Origin of the sequence: Rhizobium sp. P38BS-XIX (genome assembly GCF_012641435.1) — a bacterium.
In the GTDB taxonomy this organism is placed as follows: domain Bacteria; phylum Pseudomonadota; class Alphaproteobacteria; order Rhizobiales; family Rhizobiaceae; genus Rhizobium.
The window spans coordinates 331,169-353,554 of the sequence record NZ_JABAIJ010000001.1 but is presented as its reverse complement, the minus strand read 5'-3'; the positions used below and the strand labels follow the sequence as shown (position 1 = coordinate 353,554).

The window sequence follows — 22,386 nt, the reverse complement described above, 5'->3', positions numbered from 1 at the left end:
TCCGTAAAAACACTGGCATAAAGCCTGGCATGATCGCCGTTGATACGGAAATCATTAGTTTTGATGGCCCGCGAAAGACATTATCTGACAGCCGAAGCGATTCGTCGCACAAGCGAAGCATCCGAACTTTGAGAACAGCATCCGATGGCGAAAGCCCGTACACAATTCATCTGCCAGAACTGCGGCACGGTCCATAATCGCTGGGCCGGCAAGTGTGACAATTGCGGCGCCTGGAACACCATCGTCGAAGAAGATCCGATGGGCGGGATCGGCGGCGGCCCTGCGAAGACCCCACGGAAGGGAAAGCCTGTTACGCTGACGTCGCTTTCGGGAGAGATCGAGGAAGCGCCGCGCATCCATACGGGAATTTCCGAACTCGATCGTGCGACCGGCGGCGGCTTCGTGCGTGGGTCGGCCGTCCTCGTCGGCGGCGATCCCGGAATCGGCAAATCGACATTGCTGATGCAGGCTGCGGCAGCGCTGGCGAGTCAGGGGCACAAGATCGTTTACGTGTCGGGCGAAGAAGCCGTGGCGCAGGTGCGCTTGCGCGCTCAGCGCCTGAAAGCGGCAGACACCGAAGTCATGCTCGCCGCCGAAACCAATGTCGAGGACATTCTGGCGACGATCGCGGAAGGCAAGCGGCCGGATCTCGTCATCATCGATTCCATTCAGACGCTGTGGAGCGAGCTTGCCGAATCCGCACCTGGCACCGTGACCCAGGTGCGCACGGGCGTTCAGGCGATGATCCGCTTCGCGAAGCAGACCGGAACCGCAATGGTGCTCGTCGGTCACGTCACCAAGGATGGCCAGATCGCCGGGCCACGTGTGGTCGAACACATGGTCGACGCCGTCCTCTATTTCGAGGGCGATCGCGGCCATCACTATCGCATCCTGCGCACGGTCAAGAACCGCTTCGGCCCCACCGACGAAATCGGCGTCTTCGAAATGTCCGACGCCGGGCTTCGCGACGTGCCGAATCCCTCGGAACTTTTCCTGGGAGAACGCAACGAAAAATCGCCGGGTGCAGCCGTTTTTGCAGGCATCGAAGGGACGCGCCCGGTGCTTGTGGAGGTGCAGGCGCTGGTGGCGCCGACATCGCTCGGCACGCCCCGGCGCGCCATCGTCGGCTGGGATTCGGCCCGACTTTCGATGATTCTCGCTGTTCTTGAGGCCCATTGCGGCGTGCGCCTCGGCCAGCACGACGTCTACCTCAATATTGCCGGCGGCTACCGTATTTCCGAGCCGGCCGCGGATCTCGCCGTCGCCTCTGCACTGGTTTCCTCCCTGGCCGGTATTGCCCTTCCCGCCGATTGCGTCTATTTCGGCGAAGTCAGCCTGTCGGGCGCCGTCCGGCCGGTTGCGCATACTGCCCAGCGTCTCAAGGAAGCCGAGAAGCTGGGATTTTCAGCAGCTGTTCTCCCTGCCGCTTCCGTCGACCTGCAGAAGGTCGGCAGCGGACGCTGGAGCGAGATCGACAGCCTGCCGGATTTGGTGGCGCGAATAGCCGGATCGAAAGGCGCGCTCAAGCGTGCGGAAGATGAAGACTGAGCCATATTTCAGCCGTCCTTGACGGAGAAGAGGCTCATATTGAGGCCGATGCCCGCCACCTGGCGTGGCAAGTCTTGAAGGATTGTACATGCCAATTACGATTTTCGACGGTATTGTTATCGGCGTTCTTCTGTTCTCTGCCGTGCTGGCCATGGTTCGCGGGTTTTCCCGCGAAATTCTGTCGATCGTCAGCTGGGGCGGCTCGGCCGTCGCGGCTTACTATCTCTACCCTCTGCTGCTTCCCTATGCACTGCAGTACAAGGCCGATACCAAGATCGCGACAATCGCCTCCGCCGGTGTCATCTTCCTGCTGGCGCTGATCATCATTTCCTTCATCACCATCCGGATCGCGGATTTCATCATCGACAGCCGCATCGGCGCACTCGACCGGACGCTCGGCTTCCTGTTCGGCGCTGCCCGCGGCCTGCTCCTGATGGTCGTGGTCGTCGCCTTCTGGAACTGGCTGGTGGCACCTGCGGCGCGTCCCGATTGGGTCAACAACGCCAAGTCGAAGCCTTTCCTCGATTCGATGGTCGAAAAGCTGACCGCGGCGCTTCCACAGGATATCCAGGCCAAGTTGCCGGCTGAAATCATCAACAAGATCGCGCCGAACCAGCAGCGACAGACGCAGGGCGGCGAAAACGGCACGACGAACGACACGGCGCCCTCCGACGACGCGCCCGCGCCGCAGACAAACAATTGACAGTGCGTTTACAGGCTTGACCTGCAGCCCGGGAATCGCCATTTGAGCGGCGTGACATTGAAAGATCCGGCCCGATATTTTTTCCGGCCGGATTTTAAGCTATTTTAATGGTCACTCGTGACGCCGCCCCGATCCGCCCACGTTGAGAGCAAAGGCCCGCAGCCATGAACCATTCCGTTTCCTTCGAGGACGATATCGACGGCGATACGCTGCATGAAGAATGCGGTGTCTTCGGCATTCTGGGACATTCGGACGCGGCGACGTTGACGGCACTCGGCCTGCATGCCCTGCAGCATCGCGGTCAGGAGGCAGCCGGCATCGTTTCCTTTGACGGACAGCGCTTCCATTCGGAGCGGCGGATGGGCCTTGTCGGCGACCATTATACCGACCCGGCCACCCTCGCCCGCCTGCCTGGCGACCGCTCTATCGGTCATGTGCGTTATTCGACGACCGGCGAAGTCGCGCTGCGAAACGTTCAGCCATTGTTTGCCGAACTTGAGGTCGGCGGTATCGCGATCGCTCACAACGGCAACTTCACCAACGGCCTGACGATGCGCCGGCAGGTGATTGCCGATGGCGCCATCTGTCAGTCGACGTCGGACACCGAAGTCGTTCTTCATCTGATCGCACGCTCCAAGTTTTCGTCTTCCTCCGATCGTTTCATCGATGCCATCCGGCAGATGGAAGGCGGCTATTCGATGCTCGCGATGACTCGCACCAAGTTGATTGCCGCGCGCGATTCGACCGGCATCCGCCCGCTTGTCATGGGTGAACTCGACGGCAAGCCGATCTTCTGTTCGGAAACCTGCGCCCTCGACATTATCGGCGCGAAATACGTACGTGATGTCGAAAATGGCGAAGTTGTCATTTGCGAGATCCAACCGGACGGCTCCATCACCATCGATGCCCGCAAGCCTGACGTGACCAAGCCCGAGCGGCTATGCCTGTTCGAATATGTCTATTTCGCCCGCCCCGATTCCGTTGTCGGCGGTCGCAACGTCTATGTCGCGCGCAAGAACATGGGCATCAATCTCGCCAAGGAAGCCTTTGTCGAAGCCGATGTCGTCGTACCCGTCCCGGATGGCGGCACGCCTGCTGCGATCGGCTACGCGCAGGAAAGCGGCATCCCCTTCGAACTCGGTATCATCCGCAACCATTATGTCGGCCGCACGTTCATCGAGCCGACGCAGCAGATTCGCGCCTTTGGCGTCAAGCTTAAGCACTCCGCCAACCGTGCCATCATCGAAGGCAAGCGTGTGATCCTGGTGGACGATTCCATCGTGCGCGGCACGACTTCGGTCAAGATCGTGCAGATGATTCGCGAGGCTGGCGCCCGTGAGGTGCATATCCGCGTTGCGAGCCCGATGATCTATTATCCGGATTTCTACGGTATCAACACTCCCGACGCCGCCAAGCTGCTCGCCAATCAATATTCCAGCATGCAGGCAATGTGCGATTTCATCGGCGCGGACTCGCTGGAGTTCCTGTCGATCGACGGTCTTTATCGCGCTGTCGGCGGCGCTCCGCGCGATGCCGCCGCACCGCAGTTCACCGATCACTATTTCACCGGCGACTATCCGACCCGCCTGCTCGACGAGGAAAGCACCAGCAATGTGCGCAAGCTTTCCGTTCTCGCAAGCAACGGCTGACCCAAGCCATGATTGAAGGGGCGTTCGCGCCCTTTTTTCTCTTCCCAGCATTCGGATCAAGGCAGCATGAGCGTCAATCTCAAGGACAAGATCGCCGTCGTCACGGGCGCGTCGCGCGGCATCGGTTACTTCACCGCATTGGAACTGGCCAAGGCAGGCGCGCATGTCATCGCCTGTGCCCGCACTGTCGGCGGACTGGAAGAGCTCGATGATGCCATCAAGGCCGCCGGTGGTTCGGCAACGCTGGTGCCGTTCGATCTTGCAGACATGAATGCCATCGACGCGCTCGGCGCTTCGATCTTCGAACGCTGGGGCAAACTCGACATTCTCGTCGCCAATGCCGGCGTGCTCGGCGTGATCTCGCCGATCGGCCATGTCGAGGCGAAAGTCTTTGAAAAGGTGATGACCGTCAACGTGACAGCCACCTGGCGGCTGATCCGCTCGGTCGAGCCGCTGCTGATGCGCTCCGAAGCCGGCCGTGCCGTCATCCTGTCATCGGCCGCCGCACATCGCTGCCGGCCCTTCTGGGGTCCCTACTCCGCATCGAAGGCTGCCGTCGAGGCGCTGGCCCGCACATGGGCAGGAGAGACGCAGAGCACGCCGCTGCGCATTACCAGCGTCGATCCGGGCGCAACCCGCACGGCCATGCGCGCCCAGGCCATGCCCGGCGAAGATCCCGATACGCTGCCGCATCCCCGCGATGTCGCCAAAGCGATTATCCCGCTCGTCGGCCCTAACGTCACCGAAACCGGCAAGCTTTTCGTCGTGCGCGAAAACAAGCTCGTCGACTATCGGATGCCGGAATAAAAAACAGCCTCTCCCCATACGCGAGAGGCGCTCCCCCTACTTGACCAAATTCTTCCGGCGCGCGATAAAGCCGCCCATGAAAACGGTTATCTGCATTATCTGCCGGAAAATTATTCGCTAGCGTTTCGCTGGCCTGGCCGTTTTCGTCTCCCAAAATCCAAGATGACAAACGTCCGGCCTGCCGGTGACGGTATTTTTTCGGATTTATGCCTTTGGGAGAGTGACATGGGCGCCGAGCCGCAACTGAAGTTCTACAACACGCTGACGCGCGAAAAGGTCGGTTTCCAGCCGATCGACCGCAATAACGTCCGCATGTATGTCTGCGGTCCCACGGTCTATGACTTCGCCCATATAGGCAATGCGCGACCGGCCATCGTTTTCGACGTGCTCTTCCGGCTGCTGCGCCACGTCTATGGCGAAAGCCACGTGACCTATGTCCGCAACATCACCGACGTCGACGACAAGATCAATGCGCGTGCCTTGCGTGACCACCCCGGTCTCCCGCTCAACGAAGCGATCCGGCTGGTCACCGAAAAGACCGAACGGCAGTATCGCGAGGATACGACCGCACTCGGCTGCCTGGAGCCTACGGTCCAACCACGGGCAACGGACAATATCGCGCAGATGATCGCCATCATCGAAACGCTGATCGCCAAGGGCCACGCCTATCGCGCTGCCGGCGAAGTGCTGTTCGACACCAGGTCGATGGCCGATTACGGCCAGCTCTCGAAGCGGAACCTCGATGAACAGCAGGCGGGCGCCCGCGTTGCCGTCGACGAGCACAAGAAAAGCCCGGGCGATTTCGTGTTGTGGAAGCTCTCCGACGAGAACGAGCCCGGCTGGGAAAGCCCCTGGGGCCGCGGCCGTCCGGGCTGGCATATCGAGTGCTCGGCCATGAGCGGCCGCTATCTCGGCGACGTCTTCGACGTTCACGGTGGTGGCCTCGACCTGATCTTCCCACACCATGAAAACGAGATCGCGCAGTCACGTTGCGCGCATGGCACGCATGCGATGGCGAACCTCTGGATGCACAATGGCTTCGTGCAGGTCGAAGGCCGCAAGATGTCGAAATCGGAAGGCAATTTCGTCACAATCTACGAACTGCTGGAGACGGACAAGCTCGGCGACCGGACATGGCCGGGCGACGTGCTGCGGCTTGCCATGCTGATGACGCATTATCGCGAGCCGATCGACTTCTCGGTAAAGCGTCTCGAGGAAGCAGAGCGGCTGATCGCCAAATGGCCGGCGGCCGATGTCGGCGACGCCTCGCCGGATCCGACGGTACTTGGCGCCCTCGGCGACGATCTCAACACCGTTGCCGCCATTCAGGCGCTGCATGCCCTGGCGCAAGCCGCCAATGCCGACGCTAGCCTCCTGCCCGTCTTCGCCGCCAGCGCCGACCTTCTCGGCCTGCTGCCGAAGAAGGCGGAGGTCGACAACGCCGTTGTTGCGGAAATCGACGCCAAAGTGCGTCAGCGCCTGGAGCTGCTGAAGGCCAAGAACTTCGCCGAGGCCGACAAGCTGCGCGAGGAGCTGACCGCCATGGGCGTCCAGCTCAAGGACGGCAAGGATGCGGCGACAGGTGAACGGACCACGAGCTGGGAAATCAAGCGGTGAGCTTTGCTACCCCCCTCTGTCACTTCGTGACATCTCCCCCACAAGGGGGGAGATCGAGGGTGTATGCCGAACGCATTGACTTGAATACTGAACCTTTGTCGACAGCACAGAATAGCCGCATACTCTCAAGTAAAGGCGGAATACAGAGGTTTCGCCGCAAACGATCTCCCCCCTTGTGGGGGAGATGTCACGAAGTGACAGAGGGGGGTACTTTGCCGCATACTTTAGTGCCGCCGAAGATCAGAAGTAATGCCCGCCGCATGCGTAAGGCTATGACGGATGCGGAGCTTCGGCTCTGGAACGAATTGCGTGCCCATCGCCTTATGGGCCTGGGCTTCCGCCGCCAACTGCCTATCGCCGGCTACATTGTCGATTTCGCATGTCCTGCCGAGAAACTCATCGTTGAAGTAGACGGCTCTCAACATGCAAACAACCACGATCAAACCTATGATCAGGTTCGTACACGCCGGCTCGAAGCAGACGGCTGGACTGTTTTGCGTTTCTGGAACGACGATGTCCTAAAGGATATCGACAACGTCTGTATGCATATCCTCATCATCGCCGGAAAGGATAAGGCATGACGATCTCCATCTACACCGGCGGCTGTCAGTGCGGTGCGGTTCGTTTCCGGGTGCGGGGCGAGCTGCAGGATGCTTCGATCTGTCATTGTCGCATGTGTCAGAAGGCCTTCGGCGCCTATTATGCGCCGCTGGTCTCGACGCGCGGTGCCGAGCTTGATTGGACGCGTGGAGAACGGAAGAAATTCCGCTCCTCCAACTATGTCGAGCGGGGATTCTGCGCGGACTGCGGCACGCCGCTGACCTACGAGGCGCCCGACGGCATTGCCATCGCCGCCGGAGCCTTCGACGATCCCGCAATGCTGCCGCCCGTCGTGCAATACGGCACCGAAGCCAAGATTGCCTTTGTCGACCGACTGCACCTTCTGCCGGGTCATCGCACGGAAGAGGATGCTGAACAGGCCCCCTTCGTGCTCGAAATTAAATCCTTTCAACACCCCGATTACGATACCCCAAGCTGGCCACAGGAGAAGCGCCATGAGTGAAGCGACAAGAAGCGGCGGATGCCAATGTGGCGCGGTGCGGTTTCGCACTCATGGCGAGCTGGGCCGTCCGTCGATCTGCCATTGCCGCATGTGCCAAAAGCAGTTCGGCAGCTTCTTCTCCGCTTTGGTGACCGCACCGGAAGACGGTCTCGAATGGACCCGCGGCGAGCCGACCTATTTTCAATCCTCGGTCAACATCGAGCGTGGCTTTTGCAAAAACTGCGGCACGCCGCTCACGTATCGGCATCCGGGCGGGCTGGAAATTGCGATCGGTGCGTTCGACGACCGCGACGATCTCGTGCCGCAGATCCAGGTCAACCATGCCTATCGCCTGCCGTGGGTTGATACCATCTTCGACAAGCCGGTCCATCAGGACCCCGACTTCTACTCGAGACAGGAGCAGATCATTTCGTTCCAGCACCCCGATCACGATACGAATGTCTGGCCGGCAGAGGGATTGAAGATATGACCGAGATCCTGCGAACGCTCTATCCGGAAATCGAGCCCTACGCATCCGGTCATCTCGATGTCGGTGATGGCCATGTGATCTATTGGGAGCGCGTGGGTACGCCGGGCGCCAAGCCCGCCGTCTTCCTGCATGGCGGCCCGGGTGGCGGCAGCTCGGCGAACCATCGCCGTCAGTTCGATCCCGCGCTTTATAACGTGACGCTCTTCGATCAGCGTGGGTGCGGGCGATCCACGCCGCATGCCGGCCTCGAAGCCAACACGACCTGGCATCTCGTTGCCGATATCGAGCGGCTGCGGCAAATGGCCGGTGTGGAGAAATGGCTCGTTTTCGGCGGCTCATGGGGCTCGACGCTGGCGCTCGCCTATGCCGAGACCCATCCCGAGCATGTGTCTGAGCTTGTCGTCCGTGGGATCTATACACTGACGAAAGCTGAACTCGACTGGTATTATCAGTTTGGCGTGTCGGAGATGTTTCCGGACAAGTGGGAGCGCTTCGTCGCTCCCATTCCACCCGAAGAGCGCCATGAGATGATGGCCGCCTACCATCGTGTACTGACGCATCCCGACAAGGCCGCTCGACTGGAGGCCGCAAAGGCCTGGTCGATCTGGGAAGGCGAGACGATCACGCTGCTGCCGGACCGCTCCGTCAGCACGCAGTTCGAAGATGCCGAATACGCCCATGCTTTCGCCCGTATCGAGAACCATTTCTTCGTCAATGCCGGCTGGCTCGAGGAAGGCCAGCTCCTGCGCGATGCGCATAGGCTGAAGGACATCCCCGGCGTCATCGTTCACGGCCGCTACGACATGCCCTGCCCGGCACGGTATGCCTGGGCGCTGCACAAGGCGTGGCCAAAGGCCGAGTTTCATCTGGTCGAAGGTGCGGGCCATGCCGCATCCGAGCCCGGCATTCTGGATTAGTTGATCCGCGCAACGGATAAGTTTGCCGGCAAGCAATAGACGTCGCGAATTTTCTCGCCGCCGATCGCCTCGAGGCGGAGAGATCGAAAACAAGCACCGGTTCGCCGGAGGAAACATCATGACACGCGAAAAAATCTATCTCTTCGATACGACGCTCCGGGACGGACAGCAGACGCCCGGTATCGATTTCTCCGTCGAGGACAAGGTTTCGATTGCGGCCATGCTGGATGAATTCGGCCTCGATTATATCGAGGGCGGATATCCGGGTGCAAACCCTACGGATACGGCCTTCTTCGACAAGAAGCGCACGCAATCGGCGTCTTTCGTCGCCTTCGGCATGACGAAGCGCGCCGGCGTCTCCGCCTCCAACGATCCGGGCCTTGCAAGCCTCTTGCAGGCAAAGTCCGATGCGATCTGTTTCGTGGCCAAGAGCTGGGACTATCACGTCAAGGTCGCGCTCGGCTGCACCAATGAGGAAAACCTCGAGAGCATTGACGAGAGCGTCAAGGCAGCCGTCAACGCCGGCAAGGAAGCTCTCGTCGATTGCGAGCACTTCTTCGACGGCTACAAGGCCAATCCGACCTATGCGCTTGCCTGCGCCAAGACGGCTTATGATGCGGGCGCACGCTGGGTCGTGCTGTGCGACACCAACGGCGGCACTCAGCCACCGGAAATCCGGGCCATCGTTGAAGCCGTGATTGCCTGCGGCATTCCCGGGCACTGTCTCGGCATCCATGCCCACAACGACACTGGGCAGGCCGTCGCCAATTCGCTTGCGGCCGTCGAGGCCGGCGTGCGGCAGATCCAGGGCACGCTGAACGGCATCGGAGAGCGCTGCGGCAATGCCAACCTCATCACGCTGATCGCAACGCTGGCGCTGAAGCCAACCTATAGCGCCCGCTTCGACATGACGATCGACGAGGAGCGACTGTCAGGCCTTACCAGGCTCTCCCACGCCTTCGACGAGCTGTTGAACCGCTCGCCCGATCATCAGGCGCCCTATGTCGGCGCGTCCGCCTTTGCGACTAAGGCAGGCATCCATGCCTCGGCGCTGCTCAAGGATCCCCGAACCTACGAGCATGTGACGCCGGAAAGCGTCGGCAACTTCCGCAAGGTCATGGTGTCGGACCAGGGCGGCAAGTCGAACTTCATCAACGCACTGAAACGCCGCGGCATCGATGTCGGCAAGGACGATCCGAAGCTCGATCGGCTGATCCACATCGTCAAGGAACGCGAAGCGACAGGCTATGCTTACGAAGGTGCGGACGCGAGCTTCGAGCTCTTGGCGCGCCGCACGCTCGGCGCCATTCCGGAATTTTTCGCAATAGACGGCTTCCGCGTCATGGTCGAGCGCCGGTTCGATTCCCATGGCCGGGTGAAAGTCGTCTCCGAGGCCGTGGTGAAAATCACGATCGATGGCCAGACGCTGATGTCCGTCGCCGAGGCAGAAGGTCCGGTCAACGCACTCGACCTGGCGCTGCGAAAGGATTTCGGCAAATACCAGCACGAGATCGACGATCTTGTGCTGGCCGACTTCAAGGTGCGTATCCTCAACGGCGGCACGGAAGCCATCACCCGCGTCCTGATCGAATCCACCGATAGCAGCGGCGTGCGCTGGTGGACCGTCGGCGTTTCGGAAAACATCATAGACGCGTCCTTCCAGGCGCTGATGGATTCCGTCATCTACAAGCTGATGAAAAACCGGCACATGGCAGGCAAGATCGCGGCGGAGTGATCTGCGGCCTATCAAAAAGCTTGACGATGCCGTCAAGTAAATGAATTGGCCACGCGATGGTCATTGGAGTAATCCCGTCTGCAAGAACAGATTGCGGCGGGAAACATTCATGGCCCTTGATACGGTCAAACCGGACATCCAGAAAAACGATGCGATGCGAGGTTTCGGCTTCGCGATGACGGCCTATCTCTTCTGGGGTATTTTGCCGCTCTATATGAAGGCCCTCGCGCACATCCCGGCCTTCGAAGTCATCGCCCATCGCATCTTCTGGTCCGTCCCCGTCGCCGGCATCGTGTTGCTGGCACTGGGTCGTATGGGCGACGTGAAGGCGGCGCTCAGCAATCCGCGCACGATCGCCATGGCATCCCTGACGGCGACGCTGGTGACGATCAACTGGGGAACCTATGTCTGGGCCATTGGCGCCGGCCATTCGCTCGACGCCGCTCTCGGCTATTTCATCAATCCGCTGTTCAGCATCGCGCTCGGCGCCATCCTGCTTAAGGAAAAGCTGGCCCCGACCCAGATCGTCGCGATCGGTCTGGCGGCCATTGCTGTCGTGATTTTGACGATCGAAGCAGGCACCCTGCCATGGGTCGCGCTGTCGCTGACCTTCTCCTGGGGCTTTTATGCCTTTTTCCGCAAGACATTGCCTGTGGGCGCCAATCAGGGCTTCTTCATTGAGGTGCTGCTGCTCTGCCTGCCCGCGACGCTTTACATCCTTTATCTGGAAGCACGCGGCGAAGGCCATTTCTATCAGACGGGCCTCGCCGACACGGCGCTCCTGCTCGGCTGCGGTCTTGTAACAGCGCTGCCGCTGATGATTTTTGCCAATGGTGCGAAGCTTCTGAAGATGTCGACCATCGGCATCATGCAATACATCGTGCCGACGATGGTCTTCCTCATCGCCGTCTTCCTGTTCAAGGAACCCTTCGGCACAACGCAGATGATCGCATTCACGCTGATCTGGGCAGGGCTCGTTCTCTACAGCTGGTCAATGCTGCGTCAGAGCAGAGTGCGCTAACAACTCGATATGGTTAGCAGATTGCTAACTACAGCTTGGAGATCACGGCCTCTTCGCCGCCGCGCTCACCGCGTGTTTCGGCGACATGCTTGCGGATGGCCGGAATGATGTCGGCAACCTTGTCGATGACGAGCGGCTGGACACGGTGGGCCGTGTGGACGAAGCCTTCTTCCGTCATGTGACGGATCAGCTCCATCATCGGATCCCAAAAGCCGTTGATATTGGCGAAGACCATCGGCTTCTCATGACGGCCGAGCTGACCCCAGGTCATGATCTCGACGATCTCCTCCAGCGTGCCGATGCCGCCCGGCAACGCCACGAATGCGTCGGCGCGCTCGAACATGCCATGTTTGCGCTCATGCATGTCGGACGTTATGATCAACTCGTCGAGTTGGCCGAGCGAATGGCGCGTCGCTTCCATGTCGACAAGGAATTCCGGAATGATGCCGGTGACCTGCCCGCCATGCGAAAGCACGCCGGCTGCGACAGCGCCCATGATGCCCTTCGTGCCGCCGCCATAGATCAGGCGCAAGCCGTTCTCGGCAATGCTTTTGCCCAACTCGCGGCCGGCATCCATGTAGGAAGAATCGCGCCCCGGCCGTGAGCCGCAATAGACGCAGATGGATCGAATTGGCACAGAATCGTCGGTCATGACTGCAAACAACTATGCTGCAAATGCTCAGTCAAGAATTTTCGACGGAAAACTTGTGTCCCGGCATGCGAATATGGCTGAGAAAGCTTGTAAAAACAGGCGAAATCGCTAGCAATTTCAGGAGTTGCGACGACTGCGCCGCGTGGAGATGAATGATGATGAAGAACCGTGCCGGTTGGCTGGCTCTGTTGGTGCTGATAATTGCGACCTTGCTGATGGTCTTTTTCGTGATGCCACGTATCAACGGCACGAAAAATCCGATCGGCGACGCCGTCAATCAAGCCAGCAGCACGGTGAAGAACACCATCGACGAAAATGCGCAGAAGGCGAATGAAGCCGCGCAAAACGCGACGCAGGCAACACAGAACGCAACGGCGAATGCCGTCAACACGGCCGATCTCGCCAAGAAGCTGACCGATCTCACGAGCGCCGCCACGACATCTCTCGGCGAGCTGAAGGCGCTGTTCAACGACGGCAATACGCCGGGCCAGGATATTTTTGCGGCCGCGAAGACGAAGGCGATCACGTCGTTACAGTCGATCGTCGGCTTTGCACTGCCTCAGGGCATCGATGCGACCACGACGGCCGTGATCAAGAAGGCGCAGGATGGTGCCGGCAAGGCGCTTGCGATCGTACAATCGCTGCCTGACAACGCAGCCGAGGCAAGCGCTGCTATCGACAAGGCATTTGCAGCCCTGACCGGTCAGCCCGCAGCGCAGACGGACGCCGCCAAGTCGTCCACGCCATCATTCGACGTGCTGCGCGTGGAGCCGGATGGCTCGACCGTGATTGCCGGCTCGGCCGAGCCGAATGCGAAGCTTGAAATCGTTGACGGCAACAAGGTCGTTACCACCACCAATGTCGGCCCCAGCGGCGATTTCGCCGCCGTGCTCGACAATCCATTGCCACCCGGCGACCATGAGCTTGTGTTGCGCGCCACCGGCAAGGACGGCAAGGCTGTCAATTCCGAAGAGGTTGCGACGGTTTCGGTGCCGAAGGACGACTCGACCCAGCTGCTCGCCATGGTTTCCAAGCCGGGCACGGCAAGCCGTATCATCACCGCACCTTCGTCCAAGCAGGGTCGCGTAAACACGGCCGATCAAAATGCTGGCGCAGCGAATGCCCCAGGCACGAATGCACAGGCTAACGGAGCAGCGGCTTCAGACGCCAAGCCGCAGCAACAAAGCACCGACGTAGCGTCGGCCAACCCCGCTGCCGGAACCACCACTCCGCCGCCGGCAAAGACCGACGCCGCGCCGGATGTCATGGTCAATGCAGTCGAGATCGAAAACGATCGCATCTTCGTTGCCGGGACGACGAAGCCCAACGCCAAGGTCCGCGCCTATGCGGATGACAAGCTGATCGGCGAGATCGCCGCCGGAGCGGATGGCCATTTCGTCGTCGATGGCGTGATGCCGCTCGCCGTTGGCGATCACAAGATCCGTGTCGACGTGCTTGACGACGCCGGCAAGGTCGTCGTGCGCACCAGCGTCAATTTCACCCGCCCCGAAGGCAATCAGGTGACGGTTGCCGCACAAACGCCGCCAGCTGCCAATCCGCAAGCGCAATCGACACCGGCTGCGACGATGGTGCCGCTCGACGAAGGTGAGCTTGCCAAGCTGAAGGAAGGTGCCGGCAAGGCTTTCGCACTGCTGAAAGGCCTCTTTGCCGATGGCAAGCAGCCGAATGTGGAGCAGCTCGCGGCTGCCCGCTCCGGCACAGAGATTGCGCTGAAATCGCTCTCCGAATTCCGTCCCTCGATCGGCGCCAGCACCGAGCTGAAGAAAGCAGCGGCCGATGCGTCGAGCGCGGCCGGCAAGGCGCTTGCAAGCCTGCTGGCACTGCCGAAGGACGCGAAGTCCGTCGGCGCCGCACTGCCCGGCCTGGAAGAGCTGATCGCCTCCATCACCACTCCGGCCCAAACGGCACCGGCCCAGCCGAATGCCCAGGTTTCCTCGACCGAGAGTGGACCGAAAACGATCGAGCAGGCTCCGCTTTCGCAGGATGCCAATGCCGTCATCATCCGGCGTGGCGACACGCTTTGGCAGATCTCGCGCCGCATCTATGGCGCCGGCGTGCGCTATACGACGATCTACCTGGCCAACGAGGACAAGATCAACAATCCCGACCGTATCCTGCCGGGACAAGTGTTCGGCCTGCCGAAAGACGCGCTGCCGAATGCCGAAGAGCTTCACCGCAAGCGTCTTTCGGGCGAGCATCTCTAGTCTCCCAGGCGTTAGCCGATAACGACATTCATTGGCCAGGCGCGATCAACGCCTGGCCAATGCTTTTACGCGTCATAAAAATAGTATAAGCGTCGCGCGACCCCATCGCCTTCATGCAACGGCCGTGCCTTTGCGTGCCAAGGCCTCCCCCAGCCGGGCCGACCCAATACGGTTGCCTGTCCAGCTGCTTCAGATATTCGCCGGAGACGGACATGGCAGACCGCAAGAAGACCATATCGGCGGATTCCAGCAATCCTTTGAACACGATCGTCAATCTCTGGCCCTACATGTGGCCGGCGGGCCGCATGGACCTGAAGATGCGCGTGGTGTGGGCGACCGTCTTCCTGCTGGTCTCAAAGTTCTTCCTGCTGCTGGTCCCCTATTTCTTCAAATGGTCCGTCGATGCGCTGAACGGCAAGCTGGACATGCAGGGCATTCTGCCGGCCTTCATGGTCGGCGCCATCGCTCTCGTTATCGCGACAAATGTGACCCGCCTGATCCAGCTCGGACTGAACCAGCTGCGCGATGCGCTGTTTGCCAGTGTCGGCCAATATGCCGTCCGTCAACTCGCCTACCGCACCTTCGTCCATATGCATGAGCTGTCGCTGCGCTTTCACCTCGAGCGCAAGACGGGCGGCCTTTCGCGCATCATCGAGCGCGGCACCAAAGGTATCGAGACGATCGTTCGTTTCACGATCCTCAACACCTTCCCCACCTTCATCGAATTTCTGCTGACCGCCATCATCTTCTGGCGCGGCTATGGCTTCTCATACCTGGCCGTCACAGCCGTTACCGTCGTTGTTTATATCTGGTTTACCGTAAAGGCGAGCGACTGGCGCATCTCCATTCGCCGCACGATGAACGACAGCGACACCGACGCCAACACCAAGGCGATCGATTCACTGCTGAACTTCGAAACCGTCAAATATTTCGGCAACGAAGAGATGGAGGCGAAGCGCTTCGATCAATCGATGGCGAAATATGAAAAGGCGGCGACCGGCGTGTGGACGTCGCTCGGCTGGCTGAACTTCGGCCAGGGTGTGATCTTCGGGCTTGGCACGACTGTCATGATGGTCATCTCCGGTCTGTCGGTGCTTAACGGCCATCAAACGGTCGGCGATTTCGTCTTCATCAATGCCATGCTGTTGCAGCTGTCGGTGCCGCTGAACTTCATCGGCTTCGTCTACCGCGAAATCCGCCAGGGCCTGACCGACATCGAAGAAATGTTCGATCTGCTCGAGGTTCAGCCCGAAGTCGTCGATGCCGCCGATGCAAAGGAACTCGTCATCGGCAGCGGCGCGATTTCGTTCAAGGACGTGCACTTCGCTTATGATCCGGCGCGGCCGATCCTTAAGGGCATTTCATTCGAAGTGCCGGCTGGCAAGACCGTCGCCGTGGTCGGCCCATCCGGTGCCGGAAAATCGACCCTGTCTCGCCTGCTGTATCGCTTCTATGACGTTCAGAGCGGCACGATTACCGTCGACGGACAGGATCTTCGCACGGTGACGCAGAAGAGCCTGCGCAACGTCATCGGCATGGTGCCGCAGGATACCGTGCTTTTCAACGACACCATCGCCTACAACATCCGTTATGGCCGTCCCGGCGCCGATGATGCTGAAGTGGCGGCCGCGACGGAAATCGCGCAGATCGGCGATTTCATCCGCAATTTGCCCGAGGGCTTCGAGACGAAGGTCGGCGAACGCGGCCTCAAGCTCTCCGGCGGGGAGAAACAGCGTGTCGCGATCGCTCGCACCGTTCTGAAGGCACCGCCGGTTCTCATCCTCGATGAAGCAACCTCGGCGCTCGACACGACAACCGAGCGGGAAATACAGGCTGCCCTTGACGTCGTATCCAAGAACCGCACCACGCTGGTCATCGCCCACCGTCTCTCGACCGTGATCGGCGCCGACGAGATCATCGTGCTGAAGAGCGGCGTGATTGCCGAGCGCGGCACGCATGCCGACCTGCTGGCACAGAACGGGCTTTACGCCTCCATGTGGAGCCGCCAACGCGAGGCAACGCAGGCCGAGGAGCATCTGAAGCAGGTGCGCGAAAACGACGATCTGGGCGTCGTAAACCGGCTGGCGCCGGCAAGCTGAGGAATTGCACTGCCAGCGCAGCGCTTCTCGCTGTGGGTAACAAGCGTCGACAAATGCTGCGGACCTGGCTTGTCACGCAGTTGAGATAACAGCTTGCTAGGTACGGCTCTCACATCTAGGGAGCCCCAAAATGCGTACATTTGCCAAAGCTTTAGCGCTCGTGCTCGTGGTCGGCATGTCCTCGCCGGTTCTTGCCGGCGATGCCAAGCCCTTTACCGACGCCAAGGAAGTCAACCTCCTCAACCTGCTGCCGCCGCCGCCCGCCAACGATTCGGCACAGATGAAGGCCGAGCTCGGCGAACTGCTGACGATCCAGGTGACCCGCACGCCGGAAATGGCCGCGCGCGCCGTCGCCGATGCCGAAGAAAATGTCTGGCGCTTCTCCGACGTCATCGACAATCCGAAGTTCACCAAGGAAAACCTGCCGAAGTTCACGGCCTTCTTCGATCGCATCGTCGAGACCGAAGGCGCCGTCGTCGATCCGGCCAAGGATGTCTGGAAGCGCCCTCGCCCGCATCTCTACAGCGATCTGGTCAAGCCGATTGTTCCGCTTTCCAAGTCCGGCTCCTATCCGTCGGGTCACACGACGCTCGGCACGCTCATGGGCGTGGTGCTTTCGAACATGCTGCCGGAAAAGCGCGGTGTGATCATGGCTCGGGCCTGGGAATATGGCCATAACCGCGTCGTCGGCGGCATTCACTACCCAACCGATATCGAAGCTGGCCGCATCTCGGGCATCGTCATCGCTCAGACCATCATGACGCACCACGACTACAAGACCGAGTATGAAGCCGCCAAGGCTGAGCTGCGCGGCGCTCTCGGCCTCTGATCCTCTCCGATCACCGCAAATCTGAAAGGTCGCCGCCTCGCATCGGCGGCCTTCTCGCCACCACCCAAGGTTTTTCTACGGATAGCGTCTTGCAATCCTCCGACGTTAGCACCTTGCCGCCACGCTGATTGCGCTGGGGGCGAGCACGCGAAACCATTGCCCATGACAGCGTTTGCCTGTAGTCACCGTCGACTGGTAATCAGAGCAAGACCGCTTATCTTGTTCTCGTCTTTTGACTGGCAAGGGCTCGAGGGCACCGGGGTTCGGTGATCACGGGTGCGCCATAACGGAGTAGGCTGTAGATGAGCTTGTTGAACAGCGTGCGCAACGTCATCGTTCCAGTGCACAAGGAAGGCTATCCCTTCGTTGCAGGTTTCTTCGTCGCGTCGCTGGTGCTCGGCTGGATCTTCAAGCCTCTCTTCTGGGTTGGATTGATCTTCACGCTCTGGTGCGCCTATTTCTTTCGCGATCCCGAGCGCATGACACCCCAGGATGACGACCTTGCCATATCGCCCGCCGACGGCAGGGTTTCCGGTGTGCAGATGGTTACGCCGCCGGCGGAGTTGAACCTTGGCACCCTGCCGATGTTGCGCATCTCGATCTTCATGAACGTCTTTGACTGCCATGTGAACCGTTCGCCGATGCGCGGACGCATCACCAACATCGCCTACCGTCAGGGCAGCTTCCTCAATGCGGAGCTGGACAAGGCGAGCGAGCAGAACGAGCGCAACGGCCTCGTCATCGAGACCAAGCATGGCGAAATCGGCGTCGTGCAGATTGCCGGCCTCGTCGCCCGCCGCATCCTCTGCTTCGTCAATCCGAACGAGCCGCTGGATGCTGGCGAGCGCATCGGCCTCATCCGCTTCGGCTCCCGCCTCGACATATTCCTGCCGGATGGTGCAGCGCCGCGCGTGGCGATTGGCCAGCGGGCGATTGCCGGAGAAACGGTTATTGCGGAATTCGGCTCCGTGAAGGGACCGACGATTAGCCGCCGCAGCTGAGTCTGGAGCATTCGGAGCGACATGAAGACGCCTTTTCCGCCTTTCGAACCGCACGGCCCCAATGATGAAGCGCGCGGGCCGCGCTTGCGGGAAATCCCTATGCGGCTGATCGTGCCGAACATGATCACCGTGCTGGCGATCTGCGCGGGGCTGACAGGCATTCGTCTGGCGTTCGAAAACCGGTATGAGCTCGCCGTTGTTGCGGTTCTGGTCGCAGCCTTTCTCGACGGCATCGACGGCCGTGTCGCGCGACTGATGAAGGCGACGTCGAAATTCGGCGCGCAGATGGATTCGCTCGCCGATATCGTCAATTTCGGTGTGGCCCCGGCTCTCGTCGTCTATATCTTCCTGCTCGATCAGGCTCGATCGCTGGGCTGGATCGCCGCCCTGATCTATGCCATCGCCGCGGCCCTGCGCCTTGCGCGCTTCAACGTCATGGCCGAGCGCGAACACAAGGCCTCCTGGCAATCGGAATATTTCGTCGGGGTGCCTGCGCCCGCAGGCGCCATGCTGGTGCTGCTACCGGTCTATCTCGGTTTTCTCGGCCTGACGCCGGATCGGACTTTCGCCTATTGGGGCGCCGGCTACACCGTGTTGATCGGCTTCCTTTTGGTCAGCCGCCTGCCCGTCTGGTCCGGCAAGTCCGAAAGCAGCCGCATCCGCCGCGATCTCGTCTTGCCAGTCATGCTGGCTCTCGTCGTCTACGTGGCGCTGCTGATGAGCTATACCTGGCATGTCATGGTGGTGACCGTCGTTGCCTACCTGCTGTCGCTGCCGCTCGGCGCACGCTCCTGGGCCAAGAAATACGGAACCTACACCATCAACGGCCCGAACGATCCGGATGTCGACGATTCCAACGATGATATTGGCCGACATATCTGACGCGCAACGGCTCAGTTGCTCATAGGCCGCGCCTCAGGCGGCGATCGCCGATGCGACCAATGACCGCAACCGCAAGTGTGTCAATTTCTTTCAGTTTTTGTGCTGTGCGGATAGACGCCGAACGACCGGCAACGCCCTATGCACCGCGCGTTTTCAAGCGAATTCGCCCCCTCTGATGCAAAGCCTGTCACACGAGGATTCCGCGCTAATCTCTCGAAATATGGTCATTGTTTACAAAAGCTGATTGGAAAACGCCTTCGATTTGTCATGATTTAACATGAGATAGCGGTGCACGGCAGTGAATCGCGAAATGCTCCGGGGGAGCATGGTGAGGAGAAAATCATGACGCAGAAGAAAGACGTACCGGCACAACCGCAGGCAAAGATCGACCCCAGCAAGCTTTACCGCCCGCTGGGTCTGAAGGCAGTTCTTGCAGCTCATCTGATGCTGAAAGCCAAGCCGGCAAAGAAGAAAGTCGCCTAAATCGGAAGTCACCCTTCGGCAGGATCGTCGCTGGGTGTAACGACTATCCCGATGTCGGCCGCCACATGGCGGTCGTTCAAAGAAGGCTCAATTGGCCGTCGTCGGGATCTGCCTTTTTAACAGGCTTCCTGGCAGGCTCGATCGCCACTGGCGTTTGCAGATCCGCTCCCATATTTGCGACCTTGTTGACGCGATCCGAAACCGGAATCGCCTCAAAAAAATCTTCCTGAACCGGCGCCATCAGATCAAGCACATCGCGCGGTTCCTGCGTCTTGCAATCGAGCCAGCGCGCAAAATCCTCCGGTTGAATGACAACGGGCATGCGATCGTGGATCGGCCGCATGGCGCTGTTGGCGGCCGTCGTCAGGATCGCGCCGGTATCCACCTCCGAGCCGTCCGCCGACGACCAGGTCTCCATCAGGCCGGCAAATGCGATGACGCCTCCCCGGCGCGGCCGGATCCAGTAGGCCTGCGATTTCTCTCCGCTTTCCTTTGAGGGCCGACGCCACTCGTAGAAACCCGAGGCCGGGATAAGGATGCGTCGATGGCGCATTGCAGCGCGAAAGGATGCCTTGCCGATCGCCGTTTCGGCACGCGCGTTGATCAGGAGCGGAAACTCCTTGGGATCCTTGACCCAGGACGGCGTGAAGCCCCAGCGAACCAATAGCGCCTGACGATCCGGCAGATTGCTACCCGGCTGTTGCCGCTCGCCCGAGACAACAACCAGAATTGGTTGCGTTGGCGCGATGTTGTATCGCGCGGGAAAACCTTCCCGCAGCAAGACGCCCAGCGCCTCGCCCACATATTCCGCCGTCGATGTCAAAGCAAAGCGTCCGCACATATAGCTTGTTTTGCACCCGCAACGCCTGGGGTCAAGCGCAAGCTCAGCCGCGCGGGCCGAAGAGAATGAGGCCCGCCCCGGCAAGGCATATGGCCGCACCGGAGATATCCCAACGATCCGGTAACCGCCCTTCCGCCAGCCAGAGCCAAAGGACCGAGGCGACGATATAGACGCCGCCATAAGCCGCGAACGTACGCCCGGCAGCCTCGCTCGGCACCAAAGCCAGCAGCCAGGCGAAAAGCGCTAGTGACACGAGACCGGGCGCAAGCCACCAGATCGGCTTTGCCAATCGCAGCCATGCCCAGAAGACAAAGCAACCGGCAATCTCGGCAAGCGCCGCAAGAGCATAGAGTCCGTACATCATTCAATCGCTCCTACACTCGCCGTATTCGAATTGCTCCCGATAGCACAGGACTAAAGAGGCTTTGCCTAAGGACAGCAAGGGTCGACTCCTGTAGAGATCGATCAACGAGGGCTTCGGCCATCGCCTTTCAGTCCGATTATCCGAAATGCGAAACGAACGATGATGTCTATTCCCCGCCCCGCCGCCTCCGCAATCCTCGAACGCGACGGCCGGTTTCTGCTGGTACTTCGTCGCAACCCTCCCTCTGCCGACATGTATGCTTTTCCGGGCGGCAGGGCGGAAGATGGCGAAACGCCGGATGCCGCGGCACTGCGCGAATTCAAGGAGGAAACGGGTATAACTGCGCGCAATCCGCGCCTGTTCGAAACCTATGATCTGCGCTCGCACGCGGCTGACGGAACCCTTACCAGCCATTTCCTGCTCTCAGTCTTCCTTGTCGATGCCGACAGGGATGCGATCGCGGAGGCTGCTGACGATGCCGCCGCCATCGGCTGGTACACTCTGGAAGAGATTCGCCGGCTGCCGGTGCCGGCAAGCGTGCTTGAATGCGTCGAAAGAATTGCCGCAGCCGACCGTCCGTAAAACGCCGATATTAACGATACCAAGCAATAACGGGGTGAAAAGACGGCCTGACGCCTTGTTCACGTCATGCTTGTCCGATCATGTTAACACATGATTCATATTCGCCTCGGCCGACCACTTCTGATCTGCATTGCGCTGACCGCGGCATCCGCCGTCGTCGCGCAGCCGACTGCGAATGCGCCGCAGACACAGCCGGCCGACAATGCGGATGCGGAACGTCCGACGCCCTACGATCAGCAGCTTTCCCGTCTCGCTGAAATCCTCGGTTCCATCGACTATCTGCGCAATCTCTGCAGCGCTTCGCGGGAGGACGGGTGGCGCGGCGACATGCAGCAATTGCTCGACACCGAAACCAAGGGCGAACCGAAACGCAAGGAGCGGCTGACGGCCGCCTTCAACCGTGGGTATAGGTCTTTCGCATCAGTCTACGCCGATTGCACGCAACAGGCCCGTATTGCCGAGGAGAGGTACCGTAACGAAGGTGCAACACTGGCCACAGAAATTACAGCCCGCTTTGGAAATTAACGTTTTATTAACCCCTTTTCGTACCGAGCCGTGTCGTTTTGAGAAAAGGCTGATAAAGTTATTAAGCAAGTGGTAAGGACATGAACGTCTCGAGGAAAGAAACAATGGAAACCAGCCTGAACGAAATCGACGACATGATCGTCCATGAAAAGATGCAGGCAGCGCTGGAATACCAGAACGAAGCTTGGGCCGATGGCATGGCTGATGGTATTGAGCCTGAGATCATTGCCGATGCTGCGATCGCTCATGCGATTCGCGAGACCATCCGTATTCAGGGTGAACAGGGCGCAGAGGCCTTGCTCGAATCGCTTCGCGAACGCATGCTCGCCGGCGAGTTCTCACCGAACCGTACCCTGCAATAACAACCAGAGATT

The 22,386-nt window shown here is 60.1% G+C and carries 23 protein-coding genes; 20 read left to right on the top strand and 3 right to left on the bottom strand.

Annotation, left to right across the window (positions count from 1 at the left end; translation table 11 throughout):
* Positions 1-144 precede the first annotated feature (144 nt).
* From radA to rarD, 11 genes are all read left to right on the top strand, one after another.
* Entirely contained in the window at positions 145-1,548 is a 1,404-nt protein-coding gene (gene radA, locus HGP17_RS01725) for a DNA repair protein RadA (RefSeq protein ID WP_168805372.1), read from the top strand.
* An 88-nt stretch (positions 1,549-1,636) separates the two neighbouring features.
* On the top strand, positions 1,637-2,251 hold the full coding sequence (locus HGP17_RS01720) for a CvpA family protein (protein WP_168805370.1): 615 nt from the start codon (positions 1,637-1,639) through the stop codon (positions 2,249-2,251).
* A gap of 164 nt (positions 2,252-2,415) precedes the next feature.
* A complete protein-coding gene (gene purF, locus HGP17_RS01715) occupies positions 2,416-3,900 on the top strand; it encodes an amidophosphoribosyltransferase (RefSeq protein ID WP_168805368.1) in 1,485 nt (494 codons plus the stop codon).
* Positions 3,901-3,966: 66 nt separating this feature from the next.
* Positions 3,967-4,707 (top strand): SDR family NAD(P)-dependent oxidoreductase, encoded by a 741-nt coding sequence (locus HGP17_RS01710; RefSeq protein WP_168805366.1) that lies wholly within the window; start codon positions 3,967-3,969, stop codon positions 4,705-4,707.
* Positions 4,708-4,932: 225 nt separating this feature from the next.
* Complete coding sequence (gene cysS, locus HGP17_RS01705) at positions 4,933-6,324, top strand: cysteine--tRNA ligase (protein ID WP_168805364.1); 1,392 nt, start codon at positions 4,933-4,935, stop codon at positions 6,322-6,324.
* Between the two features lie 212 nt (positions 6,325-6,536).
* A complete protein-coding gene (locus HGP17_RS01700; protein ID WP_168808038.1) occupies positions 6,537-6,905 on the top strand; it encodes a DUF559 domain-containing protein in 369 nt (122 codons plus the stop codon).
* On the top strand, positions 6,902-7,387 hold the full coding sequence (locus HGP17_RS01695; protein ID WP_205925772.1) for a GFA family protein: 486 nt from the start codon (positions 6,902-6,904) through the stop codon (positions 7,385-7,387). Before HGP17_RS01700 ends, HGP17_RS01695 begins: the two co-directional genes overlap by 4 nt.
* Complete coding sequence (locus HGP17_RS01690; protein WP_168805362.1) at positions 7,380-7,856, top strand: GFA family protein; 477 nt, start codon at positions 7,380-7,382, stop codon at positions 7,854-7,856. The genes HGP17_RS01695 and HGP17_RS01690 overlap by 8 nt, the downstream gene beginning before the upstream one ends.
* Positions 7,853-8,773, top strand: coding sequence for a prolyl aminopeptidase (gene pip, locus HGP17_RS01685; RefSeq protein WP_168805360.1), 921 nt, complete (start codon positions 7,853-7,855; stop codon positions 8,771-8,773). The genes HGP17_RS01690 and pip overlap by 4 nt, the downstream gene beginning before the upstream one ends.
* Positions 8,774-8,891: 118 nt before the next feature.
* Positions 8,892-10,508, top strand: coding sequence for a citramalate synthase (gene cimA / locus HGP17_RS01680; protein WP_168805358.1), 1,617 nt, complete (start codon positions 8,892-8,894; stop codon positions 10,506-10,508).
* A gap of 109 nt (positions 10,509-10,617) precedes the next feature.
* Complete coding sequence (rarD, locus tag HGP17_RS01675) at positions 10,618-11,529, top strand: EamA family transporter RarD (protein ID WP_168805356.1); 912 nt, start codon at positions 10,618-10,620, stop codon at positions 11,527-11,529.
* A 28-nt stretch (positions 11,530-11,557) separates the two neighbouring features.
* On the opposite strand, the gene HGP17_RS01670 is transcribed toward rarD, so the two are convergent.
* Positions 11,558-12,181 carry a TIGR00730 family Rossman fold protein gene (locus tag HGP17_RS01670; protein WP_168805354.1) on the bottom strand — a complete coding sequence of 208 codons (624 nt, stop codon included), beginning with the start codon at positions 12,179-12,181 and terminating at the stop codon, positions 11,558-11,560.
* Between the two features lie 155 nt (positions 12,182-12,336).
* Between HGP17_RS01670 and HGP17_RS01665 the strand changes: the two genes are divergently transcribed.
* From HGP17_RS01665 to HGP17_RS01640, 6 genes are all read left to right on the top strand, one after another.
* Positions 12,337-14,406, top strand: a complete 2,070-nt coding sequence (locus HGP17_RS01665; protein WP_168805352.1) for a LysM peptidoglycan-binding domain-containing protein — start codon at positions 12,337-12,339, stop codon at positions 14,404-14,406.
* A gap of 212 nt (positions 14,407-14,618) precedes the next feature.
* Entirely contained in the window at positions 14,619-16,505 is a 1,887-nt protein-coding gene (locus tag HGP17_RS01660) for an ABC transporter ATP-binding protein/permease (RefSeq protein ID WP_168805350.1), read from the top strand.
* Between the two features lie 130 nt (positions 16,506-16,635).
* The gene (locus HGP17_RS01655) at positions 16,636-17,334 is read left to right on the top strand and encodes a phosphatase PAP2 family protein (protein ID WP_168805348.1); all 699 of its coding nucleotides are present in this window, start codon (positions 16,636-16,638) and stop codon (positions 17,332-17,334) included.
* A gap of 302 nt (positions 17,335-17,636) precedes the next feature.
* Complete coding sequence (locus tag HGP17_RS01650) at positions 17,637-18,335, top strand: phosphatidylserine decarboxylase (RefSeq protein WP_168805346.1); 699 nt, start codon at positions 17,637-17,639, stop codon at positions 18,333-18,335.
* Between the two features lie 21 nt (positions 18,336-18,356).
* Positions 18,357-19,217: a CDP-diacylglycerol--serine O-phosphatidyltransferase gene (gene pssA / locus HGP17_RS01645; protein ID WP_168805344.1), complete on the top strand. Its 861-nt coding sequence runs from the start codon at positions 18,357-18,359 to the stop codon at positions 19,215-19,217.
* A 342-nt stretch (positions 19,218-19,559) separates the two neighbouring features.
* Positions 19,560-19,700, top strand: a complete 141-nt coding sequence (locus tag HGP17_RS01640; RefSeq protein WP_168805342.1) for a hypothetical protein — start codon at positions 19,560-19,562, stop codon at positions 19,698-19,700.
* Positions 19,701-19,776: 76 nt separating this feature from the next.
* Here the strand turns inward: HGP17_RS01640 and HGP17_RS01635 are convergent, their stop codons facing one another.
* Both HGP17_RS01635 and HGP17_RS01630 read right to left on the bottom strand, forming a co-directional pair.
* Positions 19,777-20,541: an SOS response-associated peptidase gene (locus HGP17_RS01635; RefSeq protein WP_168805340.1), complete on the bottom strand. Its 765-nt coding sequence runs from the start codon at positions 20,539-20,541 to the stop codon at positions 19,777-19,779.
* 43 nt (positions 20,542-20,584) lie between these two features.
* A complete protein-coding gene (locus HGP17_RS01630; protein WP_168805338.1) occupies positions 20,585-20,905 on the bottom strand; it encodes a YnfA family protein in 321 nt (106 codons plus the stop codon).
* Between the two features lie 159 nt (positions 20,906-21,064).
* Between HGP17_RS01630 and HGP17_RS01625 the strand changes: the two genes are divergently transcribed.
* The 3 genes from HGP17_RS01625 (at position 21,065) to HGP17_RS01615 (ending at position 22,374) form a co-directional block, all read left to right on the top strand.
* Positions 21,065-21,487, top strand: coding sequence for an NUDIX domain-containing protein (locus HGP17_RS01625; RefSeq protein WP_168805336.1), 423 nt, complete (start codon positions 21,065-21,067; stop codon positions 21,485-21,487).
* A 90-nt stretch (positions 21,488-21,577) separates the two neighbouring features.
* A complete protein-coding gene (locus HGP17_RS01620) occupies positions 21,578-22,012 on the top strand; it encodes a TIGR02301 family protein (RefSeq protein WP_168805334.1) in 435 nt (144 codons plus the stop codon).
* Positions 22,013-22,116: 104 nt separating this feature from the next.
* Positions 22,117-22,374 carry a hypothetical protein gene (locus HGP17_RS01615; protein WP_034507811.1) on the top strand — a complete coding sequence of 86 codons (258 nt, stop codon included), beginning with the start codon at positions 22,117-22,119 and terminating at the stop codon, positions 22,372-22,374.
* Positions 22,375-22,386 lie beyond the last annotated feature (12 nt).